This window comes from Frankia sp. CeCAU1 (genome assembly GCF_977971845.1).
In genome coordinates this window covers 1-18,535 of the sequence record NZ_CDWWXA010000054.1, presented here as the reverse complement: position 1 = coordinate 18,535, position 18,535 = coordinate 1, and the positions used below count along the sequence as shown (strand labels likewise).

The window sequence follows — 18,535 nt, the reverse complement described above, 5'->3', positions numbered from 1 at the left end:
GGACCGCGGCAGCGGTAGGACCAACCGGTGGGTGAGACCAGGCTGGTTACGGGAGCAGGCTGGTTACGGGAGCAGGCTGGTTACGGGAGCAGGCCGGTCTTCCCCGGTCGGCGTGGGGTGCTGTCTCTTGCGCCCAGCGCGGCCTTTCCGCGCCGGAATGTACCCTCCCGATCAACCGGCGGTAAACGGCTTGCGACTGAACCGCCCATTCCGGGTGGATCCGGGTGGAATGTCACGCGGAGAATACGTCCGATCCTCCCGGGCGCCGTAAATTCAACGGCTACCGCCACTGATCGATGTAGGGTATCTTGCGTATCCATCGTTTTAGAGATGGGAGTGCGCGTGGGTCACCTTCAGGTCATCGTGAGTATCGACTCCCGGGAAAGCGCTGACCGTATCGGTAGGATCCTGGTGGAGGCGCGTCTGGTCGCCTGTTTCCAGGTGATCGGACCGATGAGCAGCACCTACCGCTGGAAGGGCCAGATCGAGCAGGCCGAGGAATGGCTCTGTCTGGCGAAAACGACCACCGAACGATTCGATGAGCTACATGAGCGGCTCGTGGTCCTCCACCCCTACGAAAATCCCGAGATCATTGCCACGCCGATCGTCGCTGGCCATGCCGACTATCTGGGCTGGATCAGCGCCGAGACGGCACCCACCGTCAGGTGAGTGCCCGCAGCTGCTCGTCGAACTCGCGCACGGCCTGGGTGTGCTGCCAGGGCCGCAGGTGCTCCCGGGCGCGGCGGATACGGGCCAGGCCCAGCGAGAAGTCCGTCTGGAGCACGATCGCGAGGGACTCGGCCGCGAAGTGGCAGGCCGCCTCGATCTCCCGCCGCTGGATGTGCACCTCCGCGATGTCGCTCATCAGCAACGACCGCTTCTTCGTCGCACCGGGAGCGGCCGCCCGCAGTGCCTCGGTGGCGGCGGCGTAGGCCGCGGCGGGTCGCCGTAGCCGCGTGTAGGTGGTGACCTTCAGGCCATCGAGCCGGCCCCGGTCGAAGAACTGCGTCCAGACCCGGTCCCCGTCGCTCTCACCCCGGTCGAAGGCATCCTGGGCACGGTCGAGGGCGGCCAGCGCCGCCCGGCCCTCGCCGCGAGCGGCCTGCTCCTCGGCCTCCCGGGCAGCCAGCCAGGCCCTGGTCATCACCGTGCTGCCCGTGGCGGCTCGCCGCTGGGCTTCACCGAGCAGCGCGCAGGCCTGGTCGTGGCGGCCACGGCTGGCGGTCTGGTAGCTCTCGTAACCGAGTACGCAGGCCCACAGGGCGTGGTCATCGGCCTCGCGGGCGGCCTCGATGGCCACCCGGTAGTAGGCGACGGCCGCGGGCAGGTCGTTCATGTCGAACGAGAGCCATCCGGCGAGCGCCGCCGTCTCCCCGGCGGTGGAGGTCAGCTCACGGCGCACCGGGGACCGGCTCGTGGTCTCCAGCAGCTGACTGAGCCTGCTCAGATGCCCGGTGACCCGCTGTATCAGGATCCGGGCGGGAACGCGTTCCTCCAAGCCGTACAGCCCCGCGGTGAGCTGGCCCAGCTCGTTGACGAGCTCCGGGGTCACCGTGCTACGGCGACGCAGCGCCGCCGAGAGGCGCTCCCAGGGCGGGGTGTCCGTGACGCCGTTCATGGGCACGACGGCGACGCCGCCCGCCGCGGCGAAGAGCCGGAGAAAGTCCCGACGTTCCACGGGAATACCGTTCGTGTCGATCATGTCGGTGCCGGGGTGAAGTACGAGTGTGCCCGCGGCGCCCGTCTCGCAGGCCGCCTGTTCAAGGTTCATCGACGCGGCGACGGCCGTACCCTGACCGGTTCCGCCCCGCAGTGCTCCGACGGCGGCGGGAAGCGCTTCGTCATCCACGAAACCGAGCTCCGCCGACGACCGGCCGAATAGCGCCCGCAACAACCGCTGATAACGCAGGCTTGGTTTCTTGTCGCCCTTCTCCCACTTGCAGATCATGTTGCCGGTCACCCCGGCCTCGCGACCCTCGTGGATGACGGAGAACCGACGGATCTCGGTGGCGAGCCGTTCCTGCGACCAGCCCCGTTCCTCCCGACTCAGTCGCAGCCGGGTGTTGGGTGTGCGGGTGTTGGGTGTGCGGGTGGTGGGCGTCCTGTCACCACCGGATACCTCAGGTGTTGGCGCGGAGGCCACCGGTGCGCGGGGAACTGCCGAAGGACCGGTCGTGAGCTGCATCGGGGCCTCCGAAGTCAATCGGTTGACTCCAGGAGCTTAACCCTCTGTGAGATAAGACGGTCATGCTCGGGCGTGGTCCCTTCGGGACCATCCACGGCAAAAGTGTGGTCATCCCGACGCGCCTGCGGCCGCCAGCGTCTTCGCCGAGTGCCGCCTTCTAGAGTGTGATGGCGTGAGAGCCGGCCCCCTCGACCGAAGCCCTCGTCCACGACGTCCCGTTCCACCAGCCCGACCGCTGCGCGCGTGGCAGCGTGAGGCCCTGGAGATCTACCGGTCACGGTCGTCGTCGGGCGCCCGGGACTTCATGGCGGTCGCCACCCCGGGCGCCGGGAAGACGACCTTCGCCCTGCAGGTGGCCGCCGACCTTCTCACTGCCGGCGAGATCAGTCGGATCACCGTCGTCGCGCCCACCGAGCACCTCAAACGCCAGTGGGCCGTGGCCGCGGCGGAGGTTGGTATCGACCTCGATCCGGACTTCCGCAACTCGGCCGGGGCGACATCCTCCGACTACACCGGTGTCGCCGTGACCTACGCCCAGGTGGCGGCGCATCCGGCCCTGCACCGTGCCCGGACCGCCGCGCGTCGCACCCTGATCGTCCTGGACGAGATCCACCACGCCGGCGACGCGCTGTCATGGGGTGAGGCGATCCGGGAGGCGTTCACCCCGGCCGCGCGTCGCCTCGCCCTGACTGGTACTCCGTTCCGCTCCGACGTCAACCCGATCCCTTTCGTCACCTACCTGCCGGGCCCCGACGGGGTGATGCGCAGCATCGCGGACTCCTCCTACGGCTATGCCGAGGCGCTGCGCGACGGGGTTGTCCGCCCGGTGCTCTTCCTCGCCTACTCGGGCGAGATGACCTGGCGGACCAGTGCCGGCGCGGAACTGAGCGCCCGGCTCGGGGAGCCGCTCACCAACGAGCAGACCGCCGCCGCGTGGCGCACCGCGCTCGACCCGGGCGGGGACTGGATGCCGGCGGTGCTCGCCTCCGCCGACACCCGGCTGTCCCAGGTGCGGGCCGGCGGCATGCCCGACGCGGGCGGGCTGGTCATCGCCACGGATCACGCGGCCGCGCGCGCCTACGCCGCGCTGCTCACCCGGATCACCGGCACCTCGCCCGTGCTGATCCTCTCCGACGACCCGACCGCGTCGACCAAGATCGATGACTTTCGCCGGTCGGCCGACCGGTGGATGGTGGCGGTACGGATGGTCAGTGAGGGCGTGGACGTGCCTCGCCTGGCGGTCGGGGTCTATGCGACCTCGGCGTCAACCCCGCTGTTCTTCGCCCAGGCCGTCGGGCGGTTCGTTCGGGGCCGCGGTCGCGGGGAGACGGCGTCGGTCTTCCTCCCGAGCGTGCCGTCCCTGCTGGCGCTGGCTGGCGAGATGGAGGTCCAGCGGGACCACGCCCTGGAGAAGTCCCCGCGCGATCCGGACGCCTTCGACGACGACGCGCTGCGGGACGCCAACCGGCGCAAGGACATCCCCGACAAGCCGGACACCTTGTTCACGGCGTTGGGATCCTCGGCCCATCTCGACCGAGTGATCTTCGATGGCGGCGAGTTCGGCACCCCGGCGGCCCCCGGGTCCATCGAGGAGGAGGACTTCCTGGGCCTGCCGGGCCTGCTGGAGCCCGATCAGGTCGCGGTTCTGCTGCGCCAGCGGGAGGCCGCCCAGCAGGCCGCCCAGCAGGCCGCCACGCGCCGTGCCGCCGCCCGTGCCGCGGATTCGCCGGTCGTCCCGCCGGCCCGCGAGGGCGTGCAGCCGGCGGTCGAGGCGGCCACCCGGCCCGTGCACGAGGTGATCGGCGAGCTGCGCAAGGAGCTGAACCGGCTTGTCGGCGCACACTTCCACCGCACGGGCAAACCGCACGGGATGATCCACGCCGAGCTGCGCCGGACCTGTGGCGGTCCGCCGAGCGGCCAGGCCACCGCCGCGCAGCTCCAGGCCCGCATCGACACCATCCGCCGCTGGGCCGGTTGACCGGCGGGTCAGCCGCCCTGGGTGATCGTGATCGAAAGAATCTTCGGCTTGCTCGCCGGGGCACCATCGGAGCCGCCGCCCTCGACGCCGGGCCCGGTGAGCTTGTCGAGCACGTCGAGTCCCTTGGTGATCTTCCCGAAGACGGTGTAATTGCCGGCGAGCGCCGCCGCGCCCTGCGAGGTCGGGTTCTGGTAGTTGATGAAGAACTGACTGCCGTTGCTGTCCGGCAGTTGGCTGTGCGCCATCGCCAGCACGCCTCGGTCGTAGGTCACGCCCTGGGTGTTCTCGTTGGCGTACCCGTACCCCGGGCCGCCGTTGCCGGTTCCGGTGGGATCGCCGCACTGCAGGACCGAGATGCCTGCGTCGGCCCCCCCGGTCTGGCGGTGGCACGTGGTGCCGTCGAAGTACCTGGCGTCGGCGAGCGTGCGCAGGGCGTGCACCGTGCATGGTGCCTTCTGGGCGTCCAAGGCGGCCGTGATGGTGCCGGCGTCGGTGATGATCACCATTGTCGCCGGGGACGTGTCGACGGTGGCCGCGGCCGCCGGCAGGGTGGCGCCGCGGGCCGGGGCCTCCCCGTTGGAGGTGTAGGTGCACTGCCCGACCCTGCTGGTCTGACGGGGGGCGGCCGATGGTGTGGGTGCGGTCGCGGTGGGTGCGGTCGCGGTGGGTGCGGTCGCGGTGGGTGTCGTCGCGGCACCGGCGGCGGCCACGTCGGGCTGGTCGTCCTTGCCGGTGAGCAGGATCGCGGCGATCGTCGATGCCGCGACGACGATCGCGATGAATCCGGCGACGATCGCGAGCCGCTGCTGACGACGGCGATGGGCGAGCCGGCGCCGCTGCGCCTGCCGGGCCGCCCGGGCCTCGGCGAGCTCGCGTTGACGTCGCTCCTTTGCACTGGCCACCGTCGCCGGCCTCCCTCGCTTCTGATGCGGTCTGCTGGTTCTGGTGTGGTCTGGTTCTGGTGTGGTCTGTGCACCGTAACCGGTGAGCGGCGGATCGCCCCGCATGGTGCCTGCCGGGGCGGGTGCCTGCCGGGGCGGGTGCCCGCCGGGCCGGGAGCGGACCGGTGCGCGGGCCGGACGGCTGGTAGCGTTACCGCAAAGCACAATGCGGTACCGATCAGAGGCTGACGCGATTCCATGCTCGATAAGCGCTTTATCCGGGAGAATCCGCAGGCCGTGAAAGACGCGGTCGCGGCCAAAGGCATTGATCTGGATGTCGATGAACTGCTGCAGCTCGACCGGGACAATCGCAAACTGCAGTTCGAGGTGGACGAGGCGCAGGCTCGGCGCAAGAGCTTCGCGAAGCAGTTCGCCGGGGCCGACGCGGCCCGGCGGGCCGAGCTGCGGGCCGAGCACGAGGCGTTCGACCGCCAGCTGAAGGACCTGCGCGAGCAGCTGGCCCGGACCGGGGGCCGGCTGTCCGAGCTGATGCTGCTGGTGCCGGGCATCCCGTGGTCGGGTGCGCCGGTGGGAGCCGACGAGTCGGCCAACGTGGTGTTGCGGACCGTCGGCGAGCCGCCGGAGTTCGACTTCACCCCGCTCGACCACACGGCACTGGCCGAGAAACGAGGGTGGGCGGAGTTCGCCCGGGCCCGGCGGGTCGCGGGGGAGCGGGCGTACGCCCTCGCCGGTGACATGGTCATGCTGGAGCGCGCGGTGCATTCCTATGCGCTCGACCTGCTGCGCGGGCTGGACTTCACCCCCGTGTCGGTGCCCGCCCTGGTCCGGGAGGAGCCGCTCGTCGGCACCGGGATGCTACCCAAGGCCCGCGAGGAGATCTATGCGATCCCCGCCGACGACCTTTACCTGGCGGGGACTGCCGAGGTGGCTCTTGTCGGCCTGCATGCCGGGGAGATTCTCGATGTGGGCCGCCTGCCGATCCGCTACGCCGGCATCTCGCCGTGCTTTCGCCGGGAGATCGGCAGCGCCAGCCGGGACGTCCGCGGTCTGCTGCGCGTCCACCAGTTCGAGAAGGTCGAACAGTTCGTGCTGTGCGCCGCTGACGAGGCCGAGTCGGCCCGCTGGCATGCCGAGTTGCTGGCCACTGCCGAGCGGATCCTGTCCGACCTCGGGCTGTGTTACGAGGTCGTCGAATGCGCCACCGGGGACATGGGCGTCGGCAAGTTCCGGATGAACGACATCAACACCTGGTTCCCCTCGCTCGGTCGATTCCGCGAGACGCACAGCTGCTCGACGCTGCACGACTGGCAGGCGCGCCGGGCGAACCTGCGCTACCGCGACACCGACGGCACCGTGCGTTTCGCGCACACGCTCAACAACACCGCCGTGGCGACCCCACGGCTGCTGGCGGCGTTGCTGGAGAACTTCCAGACCGCCGACGGCGAGGTACGCGTTCCCAAAGTGCTGCGGCCCTACCTGGGGGGCCGTGAGCTGATCTGAGGCATCCCGTGGCCCTGGCCGCGACGCGCCCGGACGGCCCGGACCAGGGCGGGTCCGGCGACCGCCAGCCGGCGCGGGAGCCCGACTGACACGCGGCGTTCGAGCACCCGGTAGTCGGCGCGCTCGACCTCGTCGAGGATGCCCCGGTAGAGGACGAACGCCGTCCGCAGGCAGTCGCGTGAGGTTGGGTGCAGCAGGCGGATGCCGGGCTCGGCGGCGCGGAACAGCTCCCGCGCCCGGCTGATCTCGAAGGCCAGCAGGCGGCGGACCGGCCCGTCAACGACGCCGGCGGCCAGCTGCTCCCGGGTGACCCCGAACAGGTCCAGCGAAGCCCGGGGCAGATAGACGCGGCCGCGCCGCAGATCCTCGCCGACGTCGCGGATGAAGTTGGCGAGCTGGAAGGCCATCCCCAGGTCGCGGGCATAGGGCAGGGCGCTGTCGTCCACTGGCTCGAGGATCGGCACCATCTGCAGGCCGATCACCGCGGCCGATCCGTGCATGTAGACGGTCAGCTCGTCCCAGGTCGCGTACTCCGTCACGGTGAGGTCCATCGCCATCGAGGCCAGGAACGCCGCGAAATGGTCAGAATCGATCTTGAAGCGGTGAATGGTGTCGACCACCGCGGGCAGCACCGAGACCTCCGCGCGGTGCCGGTCCCTCCCGGTGCCGGCCATCCCGGTGCCGGCCATCCCGGTGCCGACGTCAACGGCGGGTGTCCCCGCCCGTAGCGCCGCAAGGAACCGGCTGCCCCACTCGTGCAGCCAGCGCGCCCGCTCGGCCTCGGTCAGCGTGGAGTCGAGATCGTCGACGATCTCGTCCGCGTAGCGGGCGAAGCCGTACAGCGCGTGGACGTGGGGCCGCTTCCACCCTGGCAGCAGCAGGGTGGCCAGGTAGTACGTGCGGCCGTGGGCGGCATTGAGCGCCCGGGCCCGCGCGTAGGAGGAACGTAGTCGAGGATCGATGATTCCGGCCGCGTCGAGCTCCCCCACGTTAGTCAGCGTAGCCACCCAGCGAGGCGGATAGCGACGGCTCCCGCCCGATCGGGGTCGACCTGCCCCGGTGAGTCCGGTTGACCCCTTCATCGGCGTCGATCCCCTCAGGGAAGCCGGGACGCGAACGCCAGGGACGTCGCCGCCGCGGCGAATCCCAGCCCCAGGGACAGCCCGAGGAACCAGGTGGTGACCTCCCGGTATTCGGTCCGGTAGCCGATCGAGCTACCGAGCCCCCGGTAGACCGAACGCAGTTCGTCGCCGGAGGTGGCCCGATGGTACGAGCCGCCGGTCTGCTCCGCGATGTCACGGAGCGCCTGTTCGTTGACCGGCACCGGCACCTCCTGACCGCCGACGTCGAGCGTTCCGTCGGCGGTGCCGTAGGCGATGGTGTCCACCGGGATACGGGCTTGCCGCGCCGCCTCGATCGCCTGGTTGTTCGGCCGCCCACGGGTGGTCTCCCCGTCGGAGAGCAGCACGATGGCGGCCGGAGGCGCGCTCTGCCCCGTGCCGGAGAACCGTTTGCCGGCGGTGGTGATCGCCTGGAGCGAGGCGAAGATTCCTTCGCCGACGGCGGTCGCGGGACCGAGCTGCAGGCCGCGGATGCCGGCGCGGACCGACTCGCGATCGGCGGACGCGGGTACCAGGACCGTCGCGCTGCCGGCGAACGAGACCAGCCCGAGGTTGATACGGGGAGGGAGCTGGTCGACGAATGCCGAGGCGCCCTGCTTGGCGGCCGCCAGCCGGGTCGGGGCGATGTCCGTGGCCGCCATCGAGTTGGAGACGTCGATCGCCAGGATGATCGTCGCGCGTTCCCGGGGAACCCGCTCGGCCCGCGCCGGTCGCGCCAGGGAGAACACCAACCCGGCGAGGGCGAGCAGCAGCAGCGCCGCCGGGACGTGACGGCGCCACCACTGCGGTCGGCGGGGAAGCACCGAGGACAGCAGCGACGTCGACGACAGCCGGGCGGCATACACCCGCCGCCGCGCCGAGACCACGACATAGGAGATCAGCAACGCGCCGACCCCCAGGTACAGCCACAGCCAGTGCCCGGCCAGGAAGCTCACCGGCTGCCTGCCCGACTGGTGCCTGCCCGACTGGTGCCTGCCCGACTGGTGCCTGCCCGACTGGTGCCTGCCCGACTGGTGGCGGGCGCCGCCGTGCCACCCTGGTCGGTCCGACCCACGGGCGGGCGGCGGCCGGCTCCCCGGCCGCGCCGGTTCGCCGAGGCGAACCGGACGATGTCGACCAGCCAGTCCGAGTCGGTGCGCAGGACCAGATGGTCGGCGCCGACCCGGCGCAACGCCAGCGAGACCGCGCTGCGGTGGGCGACGGCGGCCGCGGCGTAACGTTCCCGCAACCGCCGCGACGACGTCGGGACCTCGACGAACGCCCCCGTCTCGGCGTCGACGACGGGCAGCAGCCCGACCGGCGGCAGGGTCAGCTCGAGCGGGTCGACGATCTCGATGGCGAGCACCTGATGCCGCGCCGCGAGCACCCGCAGCGGCCGTTCCCAGCGCAGGTCGGTGGACAGGAAGTCGGAGACGACGACCGCGAGCCCCCGGCGGCGCGGCGGGCGCAGCAGGCCCTCCACCGCCGCGGCGAGGTCGGTGGCCGCCGCCGGATCGGGCCGGCGGCGGGGCCGGTCGTGCGCGCCGCGAGGCGCGGTGATGAGCGTGTGCAGCAGCGCCCGCAGCCCGTCCCGGCCGGGCCGGGCCGGGATCGCCCGTGGACCGGTCTGGGTCAGCGCGATCGCGCCCATCCGGTTGCCGGTGCGGGCGGTCAGGAAGCCGACCGCGGCCGTGGCGGCAATCGCCAGATCACGCTTCTGCCAGGTACCGGTGCCGAACTCGGTGCTGGCGGTGAGGTCCACCAGCGCCCAGGTCTCGAGCTCCCGGTCGGCGATGAGATCGTGGACGTGGGGGACGGTGGTCCGGGCCGTGACGGCCCAGTCCATCCGGCGCACGTCGTCACCGACGGCGTACTCGCGGCTCTCGGCCTTCTCGCTGCCCTGACCGGGCAGCAGCCCGAGATGATCGCCGAGGAGCATGCCGTCGAGACGGCGGAGCACGGTCAGTTCGAGCCGGCGCAGGGTCCGCTCCACCGCCGGATCGGTCGCCGGCACGGAGCCGGCCCGGAGCCGGTCCGCGGGGTCCGTCATCCGGACGCACCCTGGTCGAGGTATTCCGGGAAGCCCGAACGCGGGTTCGTCCCCCACCCGCCGGCATGCGGACCGGTGGGGTAGTGGGGGCCCTGCTGGCGGGGCGCCACCTGAGGCTGCGGGACCACGCCCAGGATCCGGGCGGCGATCGCGTCCGCGGTCAGCCCCTCGGCCAGCGCCTCGTACGAGAGCACCAGGCGGTGGGGCAGGACGTCCAGGGCGACCGCGGCGACGTCGTCGGGTACGACGTAGTCGCGCCCGCGCAGCAGGCCGAGCGCGCGGGCCGCCGCGACCAGTCCGAGCGAGGCGCGCGGCGAGGCTCCGTAGGCCAGGTGGCCCTCGAGTTCGGGTAGACCCGCCTCGCCGGGGGACCGGGTGGCGAGCACCAGCCGGACGGCGAACTCGATGATGGCGTGATGGACGAACACCTCGTCGGCCCGGGTCTGCAGCCGGGTCAGCGCCTGCGGGGTCAGGACCCGCTCGGGGAGCGGTGGCGAGGTGCCCATCCGCCGGACGATCTCGAGCTCCTCCGCCGGGTTCGGGTAGGGGACGTTGACCTTCATCAGGAACCGGTCCCGCTGCGCCTCCGGTAGCGGGTAGACACCCTCGGATTCGATCGGGTTCTGGGTGGCCAGTACCAGGAACGGCTCGGGAAGCCGGTGGGTGACCCCGCCGAGCGAGACCTGCTTCTCCGACATCACCTCCAGCAGCGCCGACTGCACCTTCGCGGGTGCCCGGTTGATCTCGTCGGCGAGCACGAAGTTCGCGAAGACCGGGCCGAGCTCGACGTCGAACGCCTCCTGACTCGCCCGGTAGATGCGGGCACCGACGATGTCGGAGGGCACGAGGTCGTTGGTGAACTGGATGCGGACAAACGAACCGCCGACGACGGTTGCGAGGGTCTGCACGGCCAGCGTCTTCGCGACCCCGGGCACGCCCTCCAGCAGGCAGTGGCCCCGGGCGAGCAGGGCGACGAGCATACGTTCGACCATCCGGTCCTGTCCGACGATCACTTTTTTGATCTCGAACAGGGCGCGTTCGAGCAGCGCCGCGTCCGACGTGGTGTCCGGTACGGCGAGGCCGGCCGGGCTGTGCCCTTCGTCCATGGCAGCATTGTCCCAGCCGCATCGTGGAACAGGGTGCCAAAGGACTCGGCACGGCCTGGCCGGAAGCCTCATCTAAGCCGCTCTTCAGCAACTTCTCGGCGGTGGGAAATGTTCGGGCTGCCGGGCTGCCGGGCTGCGTCACGGGTCAGCACAGGGCGCGGGAACGGTAACCCCGGTCAGCACCGAGGATCCGCTCCGCGGCCAGCCGGCCGGAAATGAGGACCATCGGGACCCCGACGCCGGGCCGGGTGCCGCTGCCGGCGAACACGACGTTCGCGAGGCCCGGGGCCAGGTTCGAGGGGCGGAACGGACCGGTCTGGCGAAAGGTGTGGGCCGCCGCGAACGGGGCGCCCGCCGCCATCCCGCGGGCCCGCCAGTCGGCGGGCGTGGTGACCTGCTCCACCTCGATGGCGTCGCCGAAGCCTCGATAGCCGTGGCGTTCGCAGGTGGCGACCACCTCGTCGCGGTAGCGCGAGCGCAGCACCGACCAGTCGAGCGGGGCGGTGAGGTTGGGTGTGGGGAAGAGCACGTAGTACGTGTGGCCGCCGGCCGAGGCCATCGCGGGTTCGGTGCGTGAGGGGGTGGTGACGAGGAAGGACGGGTCGCTCATCAGCTCGCCGCGATCGATGATCTCGCGGAAGGTCGACCGCCAGGCCCGGCCGAAGTGGATGGTGTGATGCGCGGTGTGCGGGTACTCCACGCGCGCCCCAGCCAGCAGGAGGAAGCACGAGGGCGAGTACCGCAGGCGGCGCAGGCGGGCCGGCGCCGTCGAGGGAGGCAGCAGTTCGGTGTAGGCGATCGGCAGGTCGGGGTTGAGCACCACCACGTCGGCGCCGATGCGCTCCCCCGCCGCGGTGTGCACCGCGACCGCCCGGCCACCCCGCACCTCCACCCGCGTCACCGTGGTCTCGTAGCGCAGGGTGGCACCGTGCTTGGCCGCGGCGCCGGCCAGCGCCTCGGCAACGGCGTGCATGCCGCCGGCCGGGTGGTAGACCCCGGCGACGCAGTCCATGTAGGAGATGACGGCATAGAGGGCCAGTGCGTCGTGCGGAGCGAGCCCGGCGTACATCGCCTGGAAGGAGAACATCCGCCGGGTCCGCGGGTCCCGTAGATGGCGGCCGACGACGGTGTCGAGCCGGCGGAAGCCGCCGAGGGCGGCCAGCCGGGCGAGCTGCGGGCGCAGCAACGACAGTGGGGAGTCGACCTGTGCGTCGATGAAGTGGCGCAGCTGGGTGCGGAACATTGCAGTGACGATTCCGACGAACCGCTCGAAGCCGGCCGCCTCCGCCGGGCCGCACAGCGCCCGGATCTCCTGTGCGGTGTCGGCGGGGTCGGCGCGGATGTCCAGCGACGAACCGTCGGCGAAGAACCCCCGGTACATCGGGTCGAGCCGGGTCAGTGACAGCCAGCGGTCGAGATCCTCCCCGACACAGTCCAGGGCGTCGGCAATCAGCTCGGGCATGGTCAGGACGGTCGGTCCGGTGTCGAAACGATAGTCGCCCAGTGCGAGCAGGCCGGCCCGACCGCCGGGGGTCGCATCCCGCTCGAGCACCGTCACCCGCCGGCCGGCTCCGACCAGGCGCAGCGCGACCGACAGACCGGCGAGACCGGCCCCGACGATGACGACGTGATCCGTCGCTCCGGTCACCGTGCGCACCTGCCACCTGCTTCCTGGTCGATGGACTTCCTGGTCGATGGTGCGGTTACCCGATGTAGTCGGTTGCTCAATGTGATCGTGAAGTCGCTGCCATGGCGAGTTCCGTCAGGGCGGCGAGGGTTGTGACGTCCAGATCCGCCCGTCGGGCCGCCTCGACCGCCGTGGCGGTCCGGGCGGCGATCCGTTCCTCGGCGGCGGCCACCGCTCCGCTTGCGGCGATGATGTCGCGGGCCTCGGCGACCCGGGCGGCGCGGGCCGCGGGGTTCTCGGTGGGCCCGGATCCCGGGGAGCATCCGGGTCCCCCGGAATACCCGGAATACCCGGGATTCTCGGGCTGTCCCGCATCCTCAGAGTGCCCGGCGCGCCGGACCGGCGGGGAGATCAGCGCGCGCAGCCGGGCCGCCGCGGCCGGCTGCGCGCGGGTCAACGCGAGCGCCAGCAGGCCAGTGGGCCGCCCGTCACGCAGATCCTCCCCGGTGGGTTTTCCCGTCACCGCCGGATCGCCGAACACGCCCAGGAGGTCATCGCGGAGTTGGAACGCCTCGCCGAGCGGCAGGCCGAACGCCGCATAGGCCGCCAACAGGTCCGGCGGCGCGCCCGCGAGCAGACCGCCGAGCTGCAGGGGACGGACCACCGTGTAACCGGCGGTCTTGTACCGGGCGATGCGGACCGCCCGCCCGGGATCGAGGCCGCCGTGCGGACCGGCCTCGGCCTGGCCGACGAGGTCGAGGTACTGCCCCGCCATCAGCTCGCTGCGCATCCGCCCGTAGGTGGGCCAGGCCCGGACCAACGCCTCGGGTGGCATCCTGCTGGCCGCGAGCAGTTCGTCGGCCCAGGCCAGGAACAGATCGCCGAGCAGGATCGCGGCCGAGCGGCCGAAGTCGGCGGGATCACCCTGCCAGCCGGCGGTCCGGTGGACCCGGGAGAAGCGCCGGTGCGCGGCCGGCCTGCCGCGCCGTGTGTCGGAGGCGTCCATGACGTCGTCGTGGATCAGCGCGCAGGCGTGCAGCAGCTCGATGGCGGCGGCGGCGGTCACAATCTCGTCGCAGTCCGGGCCGCCCGCGCCCCGCCACCCCCAGTAGCAGAAGGCGGGACGCAACCGCTTGCCCTCCGCCAGCAGGAATTCGGTGGCGATACGGACGAACGGGATCAGATCGTCGTCGATTCCGCGCAGGAGCGCTCCGCGCGAACCGGCGAAGCGCCGCAACACGGCGGAGACCCGCCCGCGCACATCCACCGTGGTGTGGTCCGGCACCGTGGTGTGGCCGGGGATTGGCCGGCGTCCGGGGTACCGTGCGGTGTGCCCGTGTTCGACACCGCCGTCGTCGTGGTCGCCGTTCTGCTGGTCGCCGCCGCACTGGGCGGATTGACCCTGTTGCGGCTGCCACCCGCGGAGCTGACTCACACTGTCGACGGTATCGACGCCGTGGAGATCCTGGTGGCCGCCGGCCGCGTCGAGATCTCCGGGCGGGACCGCGAGGACGTGCACGTCGCGCTGACCGTGCGGCGTCGTCCCGGTCGGTCCGTGCCCGCGCTCACGAGGGCCGGGAGCACGCTGCGGATCGACGGCCGGGCCAGCGACGTGCGGGTCAGGCTGACCGTGCCGCCACGGGTCCGGGTGCGGGCCGAGGTGCTCGCCGGTGAAATCACGCTGTGGGGGGTCGGCGGTGAACTGTCCCTGGTCACCCGCGATGGCACCATCGCCGGGCGGGAGCTCACGCGCGGTCCGGTCGCCGCGCGCAGCCGGGACGGCGACGTCAACCTGCACTTCAGCGAACCGCCGGACGGTGTGCGGGCGCAGAGCGAGACGGGCATGGTCACCGTCATGCTGCCCGACGGCGAGTACGGGGTGGAGGTGGAGACCGCCGATCCCGGGGCGGCCGACGTGGAGCTGACCCCGTCGGCGCACGCGGCGTGCCAGGTGGTGGCGCGCAGCGTGTCCGGGCGGGTACGGGTCGGTCTCGCCGCGCCGCTGGGACCCTTGTCCATCTGACGTCTCTTGTCCATCTACCGCCCATCTGGGTTGTCCCAGCTGGTCCCGCCCAACGAGCCCGTTTCAGCCGGGTTGCTCACCCACGTTGGTGGAATCGACGGATCATGACTCTCGCGTGATCACGTTGGGGGTTCGTGGGATCACGCCGGGGAAATGTTGCTGCCCGCTGTCGGGGCCTGATCGGTCGTGTTTCCGATCGGGGGTCCGTCTTCGATCGTGGCCACGCTCGGTCTACCCTCGTGCCATGGCGGCGGTCCGGAGTCTGAGCACGCAACCCACGACGATGGGCGAGTACCTCGCCACCGGTCGTGCGTCCTTTTCCTTCGAGTTCTTTCCGCCGAAGACGCCGGACGGCGAGCGGCAGTTGTGGACGGCCCTGCGCCAGATCGAGGCGCTGCATCCCTCGTTCGTCTCGGTGACGTACGGGGCGGGCGGGTCGACGCGCGAGGGCACGATCCGGATGACCGAGCGGATCGCCACCGACACCACCCTCACGCCGATCGCCCATCTCACCGCGGTCAACCACTCCGTCGCCGAGCTGCGCCGGGTCATCGGCAACTACGCCGGCGTCGGGGTGCGCAACGTCCTGGCCCTGCGCGGCGACCCGCCAGGGGATCCGCAGGGCACCTGGACTGCCCATCCAGCGGGCCTGCGGCACGCGGACGAACTCGTGCGCCTGGTGAGGTCGGTCGGCGGCTTCTGCGTCGGCGTGGCAGCCTTCCCCGACAAGCACCCACGATCGGTCGACTTCGACAGCGACGCGCGCTACCTGGTGGGCAAGTTCGACGCCGGCGCGGACTACGCCATCACCCAGTTCTTCTTCGGCGCTGACGACTATTTCCGTCTCGTCGACCGGGTCCGCCGGCTGGGCTGCGACAAGCCGATCATTCCTGGGATCATGCCGGTGACGAACGTCGCGCAGATCGTCCGGATGGCGCAGCTGTCCGGTGCGGCCTTCCCGCCGGCGCTGGCCTCCCGGTTGCAGGCCGTCGCCGACGACCCGGCGGCCGTGCGGGCGATCGGGGTCGAGGTGGCGACCGAGTTGTCCCGTCGCCTGCTGGACGGCGGTGCACCGGGCCTGCACTTCATCACCCTCAACCGCTCCAGCGCCACCCGGGAGATCTACCAGGCGGTCCGATAGCCGGCCGGTCCGCGGGGTGTCCCGGTGGCGCATGACGGGTGGGCCGCTCGCCCGACCCGTCCGCGCTCATGCCGCCGGGCTGGCATTCAGTCGTGCTCGTCGTAGGCATCGAAGACGCACAGCAGCCATTCGTCGCGGAGCGAATGCTCCCGGACCAGCGCGAACCCGGCCTGGTTGGCGGCGTCCACCACCGCCGTCACCAGGCTGAGATCAAGGGTGTTGAAGATCGGGGTGATCCGTACCGCAAGGATCACCTGGTCGCGATGGGCGGAGAAGACCGCCCGCGGGTCGAGGTCCTCAAGGGTCTCCACTACGCCGCCTACCTGTTCGGACACGTCACTCCCGCCACGTCTGGGTGGCACCGCTGTTCTCTCGTGACACCGCTGTTCCTCCGACACCGCGTCTCCCGACCTCGGGCCGGTCCGGTGACCGATCGACGCCTTCGGTTTTGGTCGCCGGCCGGACGCAGGGTGCCGCTACGGCTCGCGGTAGGGGACGACGAGACTCTATGTCCCAGCATGTCCCAGCGCGAGACGGCGTACCGGACGGATGGCGGCGTACCGGGCGGGGCGCTGGCCGTACCGGGCGGAACGGGATGGCGGAACGGGATGGACGACGGGCACGATGGACGACGTGAGCACCCCGCTACCTGGTCGGGACACCTACCTTGCCCAATGGTCGGCCCTGCACGGCGGCTACGACCTGGCGCGCGGGCTATGGCTCGTTCGTGCCTGGTTGACGGTGGTCTACTGGCTGGCCAGGCCGCTCGCCGCCCGCCGGGTGCGCCCGTCGGCGGTGACCGCCGGGGGGGCCGTGCTCACCGCCCTCGCGATTCCCCCGGCCGTGGCCGGTGGCCGGTGGCCACTGCTGGGGGCTCTGGTGATCGTGCTCAGTGGCCTGGCCGACAACCTCGACGGAGCGGTGGCGATCCTCACCCGACGCGCGAGCGCCTGGGGATATGTCCTGGACTCCGTCGTGGACCGCTGCGGTGACCTGGCCTACCTGCTGGCCCTGTGGTGTCTCGGCGCACCCGGCGGCCTCGTGATCGCGACAGGCAGCATGCTGGGACTGCTGGAGTACACCCGGGCCCGGGCCGGCAACGCCGGCTTCGACGAGATCGGTGTGGTGACCGTCGGGGAGCGGCCGACCCGGATCATCATCGCCGCGGTTGGCTCGTTCGGAGCGGGTCTGGTACCCGGCCTCGCGAACCTCGCCGCGAGTATCGCGACGACCGCGATGCTGGCGGTCTGCGCCATCGGCCTTCTTCAGCTCACGGCCACGGTCCACGCGGCCCTGACAGCCGGGTCAGGCCGGGCCGATGAGACCGGCGACGATGCCGGCGGAGAGCACGACGAGCGGCAGCCCGCCGCCGGGATGGGTTGACCCACCGACGAGGAACAGGCCGGGTACCCGGGATGCGTTCGGAGGCCGCAGGAAGGCCGCCCGCACGCCGTTCGAGGATCCACCGTAGATGGATCCGCCCACCGTCCCGGTGCGCCGTTCCAGATCCGCCGGGGTGATGGTCTCGTACCAGCGCAACCGGGAGCGGACGTCGAACCCGCGGGCGGCAAGCACATCGAGGATGCGCCGGGCGTAGCCGTCGGTGAGCCCGGGACGGTCCCAGTCCAGGGTGCCTGCGCCGTCGTGGCCGCCCGTGCCGCGATGTGGGGGCGCGTTCACCAGGATGAACCACGCCTCGCAGCCTGGCGGCGCGCAGGCCGGGTCGGCGGGCGCGGCAAGATAGATAGTGGGATCGGCCGCCAGCCGGCCCGCGAAGACGGCATCGAACTCGGCGTCGTAGTCGGCGGGGAAGGTGACCGTGTGATGCCCCAGCCCGGGCGTGCGACCCGTCAGGGCCAGCAGCAGCACGAAGCCGGACATCGACGGTACCGTCCGCCGCAGCCGTCGGCGGCCGACCCGATCGTTCACCAGCCGGCCGTAGAGCGCCGCCGCGTCGGCGTTCGCGACGACGACGTCCGCGGGCAGCCGGATACCGTCGGCGAGACGGACCCCGTCGACCCGGCCGCCGGGGGTCCGGGTCACCGCCAGCACCGGCGCGTCGAGCAGGATCCGGACGCCGCGTTCCTCGGCGCGGCGGGTGAGCGCATCCCCGAGGCGGCGCAGGCCGCCCGCGACGTACCAGCCCCCGAAGCGCCGTTCCGCGTGGATCACCGACACCAGAGCGGCGGGGGCGTGCCGGGGATCGGACCCGGAGTAGGTGGCATAGCGGTCCAGGATCATCCGCAGCCGGGGATCACGCAGGTAGCGCAGGCCCAGCCGGCGCAGGCTCCGGCCGGGCGCGATCGCGGCGATGTCACCGGGTGCGGACCAGGCGAGCCGAATCAGCCCGGTCGCCGACACGGGACTGGACAGGAACGGTCCTTCGGCGGCGTCGAAGACCCGGCAGGCCCGGTCGGCGAGCCGCCGCCAGTCCTCGCCCGACCCGGGGGCGATCCGATCGTCCAGTTCGGCCACGAACGCGTCGTCGTCGGCATGTGCGGTGAGCGTCGTGCCGTCGGCGAACCGGTAGGACGCGATCGGGTCCAGCCGACGCAGCTCCACCTCGCCGCGCAACGGCCCGCCGGTCGCGGTAAACAGGTCCTCGAACACGCCGGGCATGGTCAGCAGGGACGGACCGGTGTCGAAGCCGAACCCGTCGCGCTCGTACCAGCCGAGCTTGCCTCCGGTCCGCGACGACTGCTCGCAGAGCGTCACGTCATGCCCGGTGGCGGCGAGCCGGGTCGCGGCTGCCAGCCCGCCCACACCGGCGCCGATCACCACAACACGGGCCATGCGACGACTGTACGAGCTGCTCCTTCCCGGTTATCCACGAGGAAGGAAACGGGCATCGAAGCCTCGGGAAGAAGAAGGAAGCCGCCGGAAGGGTAAGGGAAGCTCCTGGTGCGGGGTGCGGGGTGCGGGG

The 18,535-nt window shown here is 71.6% G+C and carries 16 protein-coding genes; 6 read left to right on the top strand and 10 right to left on the bottom strand.

Annotated features, from left to right (window positions below; all coding sequences use genetic code 11):
- The first annotated feature begins 330 nt into the window (after positions 1-330).
- A complete protein-coding gene (gene cutA / locus AC08OO_RS11760) occupies positions 331-669 on the top strand; it encodes a divalent-cation tolerance protein CutA (RefSeq protein ID WP_232234947.1) in 339 nt (112 codons plus the stop codon).
- On the opposite strand, the gene AC08OO_RS11755 is transcribed toward cutA, so the two are convergent.
- Positions 662-2,185: a helix-turn-helix domain-containing protein gene (locus AC08OO_RS11755; protein ID WP_011435821.1), complete on the bottom strand. Its 1,524-nt coding sequence runs from the start codon at positions 2,183-2,185 to the stop codon at positions 662-664. The two genes, cutA and AC08OO_RS11755, sit on opposite strands and share 8 nt — an antisense overlap.
- A gap of 172 nt (positions 2,186-2,357) precedes the next feature.
- Between AC08OO_RS11755 and AC08OO_RS11750 the strand changes: the two genes are divergently transcribed.
- Entirely contained in the window at positions 2,358-4,163 is a 1,806-nt protein-coding gene (locus AC08OO_RS11750) for a DEAD/DEAH box helicase (RefSeq protein ID WP_476609999.1), read from the top strand.
- 8 nt (positions 4,164-4,171) lie between these two features.
- On the opposite strand, the gene AC08OO_RS11745 is transcribed toward AC08OO_RS11750, so the two are convergent.
- Positions 4,172-5,065, bottom strand: a complete 894-nt coding sequence (locus AC08OO_RS11745) for a peptidylprolyl isomerase (RefSeq protein WP_476610000.1) — start codon at positions 5,063-5,065, stop codon at positions 4,172-4,174.
- Positions 5,066-5,302: 237 nt separating this feature from the next.
- On the opposite strand from AC08OO_RS11745, the gene serS reads away from it, so the two are divergent.
- Positions 5,303-6,565 (top strand): serine--tRNA ligase, encoded by a 1,263-nt coding sequence (gene serS, locus AC08OO_RS11740; RefSeq protein WP_476606152.1) that lies wholly within the window; start codon positions 5,303-5,305, stop codon positions 6,563-6,565.
- Here the strand turns inward: serS and AC08OO_RS11735 are convergent.
- The 6 genes from AC08OO_RS11735 to AC08OO_RS11710 all read right to left on the bottom strand — a co-directional run bounded on the left by AC08OO_RS11735 (position 6,538) and on the right by AC08OO_RS11710 (position 13,715).
- Positions 6,538-7,572 (bottom strand): phytoene/squalene synthase family protein, encoded by a 1,035-nt coding sequence (locus AC08OO_RS11735; RefSeq protein ID WP_476618507.1) that lies wholly within the window; start codon positions 7,570-7,572, stop codon positions 6,538-6,540. The two genes, serS and AC08OO_RS11735, sit on opposite strands and share 28 nt — an antisense overlap.
- Positions 7,573-7,661: 89 nt before the next feature.
- Positions 7,662-8,621: a VWA domain-containing protein gene (locus tag AC08OO_RS11730; protein WP_476610002.1), complete on the bottom strand. Its 960-nt coding sequence runs from the start codon at positions 8,619-8,621 to the stop codon at positions 7,662-7,664.
- A complete protein-coding gene (locus AC08OO_RS11725; protein ID WP_476610003.1) occupies positions 8,618-9,715 on the bottom strand; it encodes a DUF58 domain-containing protein in 1,098 nt (365 codons plus the stop codon). The genes AC08OO_RS11730 and AC08OO_RS11725 overlap by 4 nt, the downstream gene beginning before the upstream one ends.
- On the bottom strand, positions 9,712-10,821 hold the full coding sequence (locus AC08OO_RS11720) for an AAA family ATPase (protein ID WP_011435828.1): 1,110 nt from the start codon (positions 10,819-10,821) through the stop codon (positions 9,712-9,714). Before AC08OO_RS11720 ends, AC08OO_RS11725 begins: the two co-directional genes overlap by 4 nt.
- A 145-nt stretch (positions 10,822-10,966) precedes the next feature.
- Entirely contained in the window at positions 10,967-12,478 is a 1,512-nt protein-coding gene (crtI, locus tag AC08OO_RS11715; RefSeq protein WP_011435829.1) for a phytoene desaturase family protein, read from the bottom strand.
- Positions 12,479-12,545: 67 nt separating this feature from the next.
- Positions 12,546-13,715: a polyprenyl synthetase family protein gene (locus AC08OO_RS11710; protein ID WP_476618506.1), complete on the bottom strand. Its 1,170-nt coding sequence runs from the start codon at positions 13,713-13,715 to the stop codon at positions 12,546-12,548.
- A 69-nt stretch (positions 13,716-13,784) separates the two neighbouring features.
- On the opposite strand from AC08OO_RS11710, the gene AC08OO_RS11705 reads away from it, so the two are divergent.
- Positions 13,785-14,471, top strand: coding sequence for a DUF4097 family beta strand repeat-containing protein (locus AC08OO_RS11705; protein WP_476610005.1), 687 nt, complete (start codon positions 13,785-13,787; stop codon positions 14,469-14,471).
- A 244-nt stretch (positions 14,472-14,715) separates the two neighbouring features.
- A complete protein-coding gene (gene metF, locus AC08OO_RS11700) occupies positions 14,716-15,612 on the top strand; it encodes a methylenetetrahydrofolate reductase [NAD(P)H] (protein WP_476606145.1) in 897 nt (298 codons plus the stop codon).
- Between the two features lie 86 nt (positions 15,613-15,698).
- On the opposite strand, the gene AC08OO_RS11695 is transcribed toward metF, so the two are convergent.
- On the bottom strand, positions 15,699-15,947 hold the full coding sequence (locus AC08OO_RS11695; RefSeq protein WP_011435832.1) for a hypothetical protein: 249 nt from the start codon (positions 15,945-15,947) through the stop codon (positions 15,699-15,701).
- A gap of 289 nt (positions 15,948-16,236) precedes the next feature.
- Here AC08OO_RS11695 and AC08OO_RS11690 point away from each other — a divergent pair, with 289 nt between their 5' ends.
- Complete coding sequence (locus tag AC08OO_RS11690) at positions 16,237-16,995, top strand: CDP-alcohol phosphatidyltransferase family protein (RefSeq protein ID WP_476610007.1); 759 nt, start codon at positions 16,237-16,239, stop codon at positions 16,993-16,995.
- Here the strand turns inward: AC08OO_RS11690 and AC08OO_RS11685 are convergent.
- A complete protein-coding gene (locus AC08OO_RS11685) occupies positions 16,918-18,405 on the bottom strand; it encodes a phytoene desaturase family protein (protein ID WP_476610008.1) in 1,488 nt (495 codons plus the stop codon). The genes AC08OO_RS11690 and AC08OO_RS11685 overlap by 78 nt on opposite strands.
- Between the last annotated feature and the right edge of the window lie 130 nt (positions 18,406-18,535).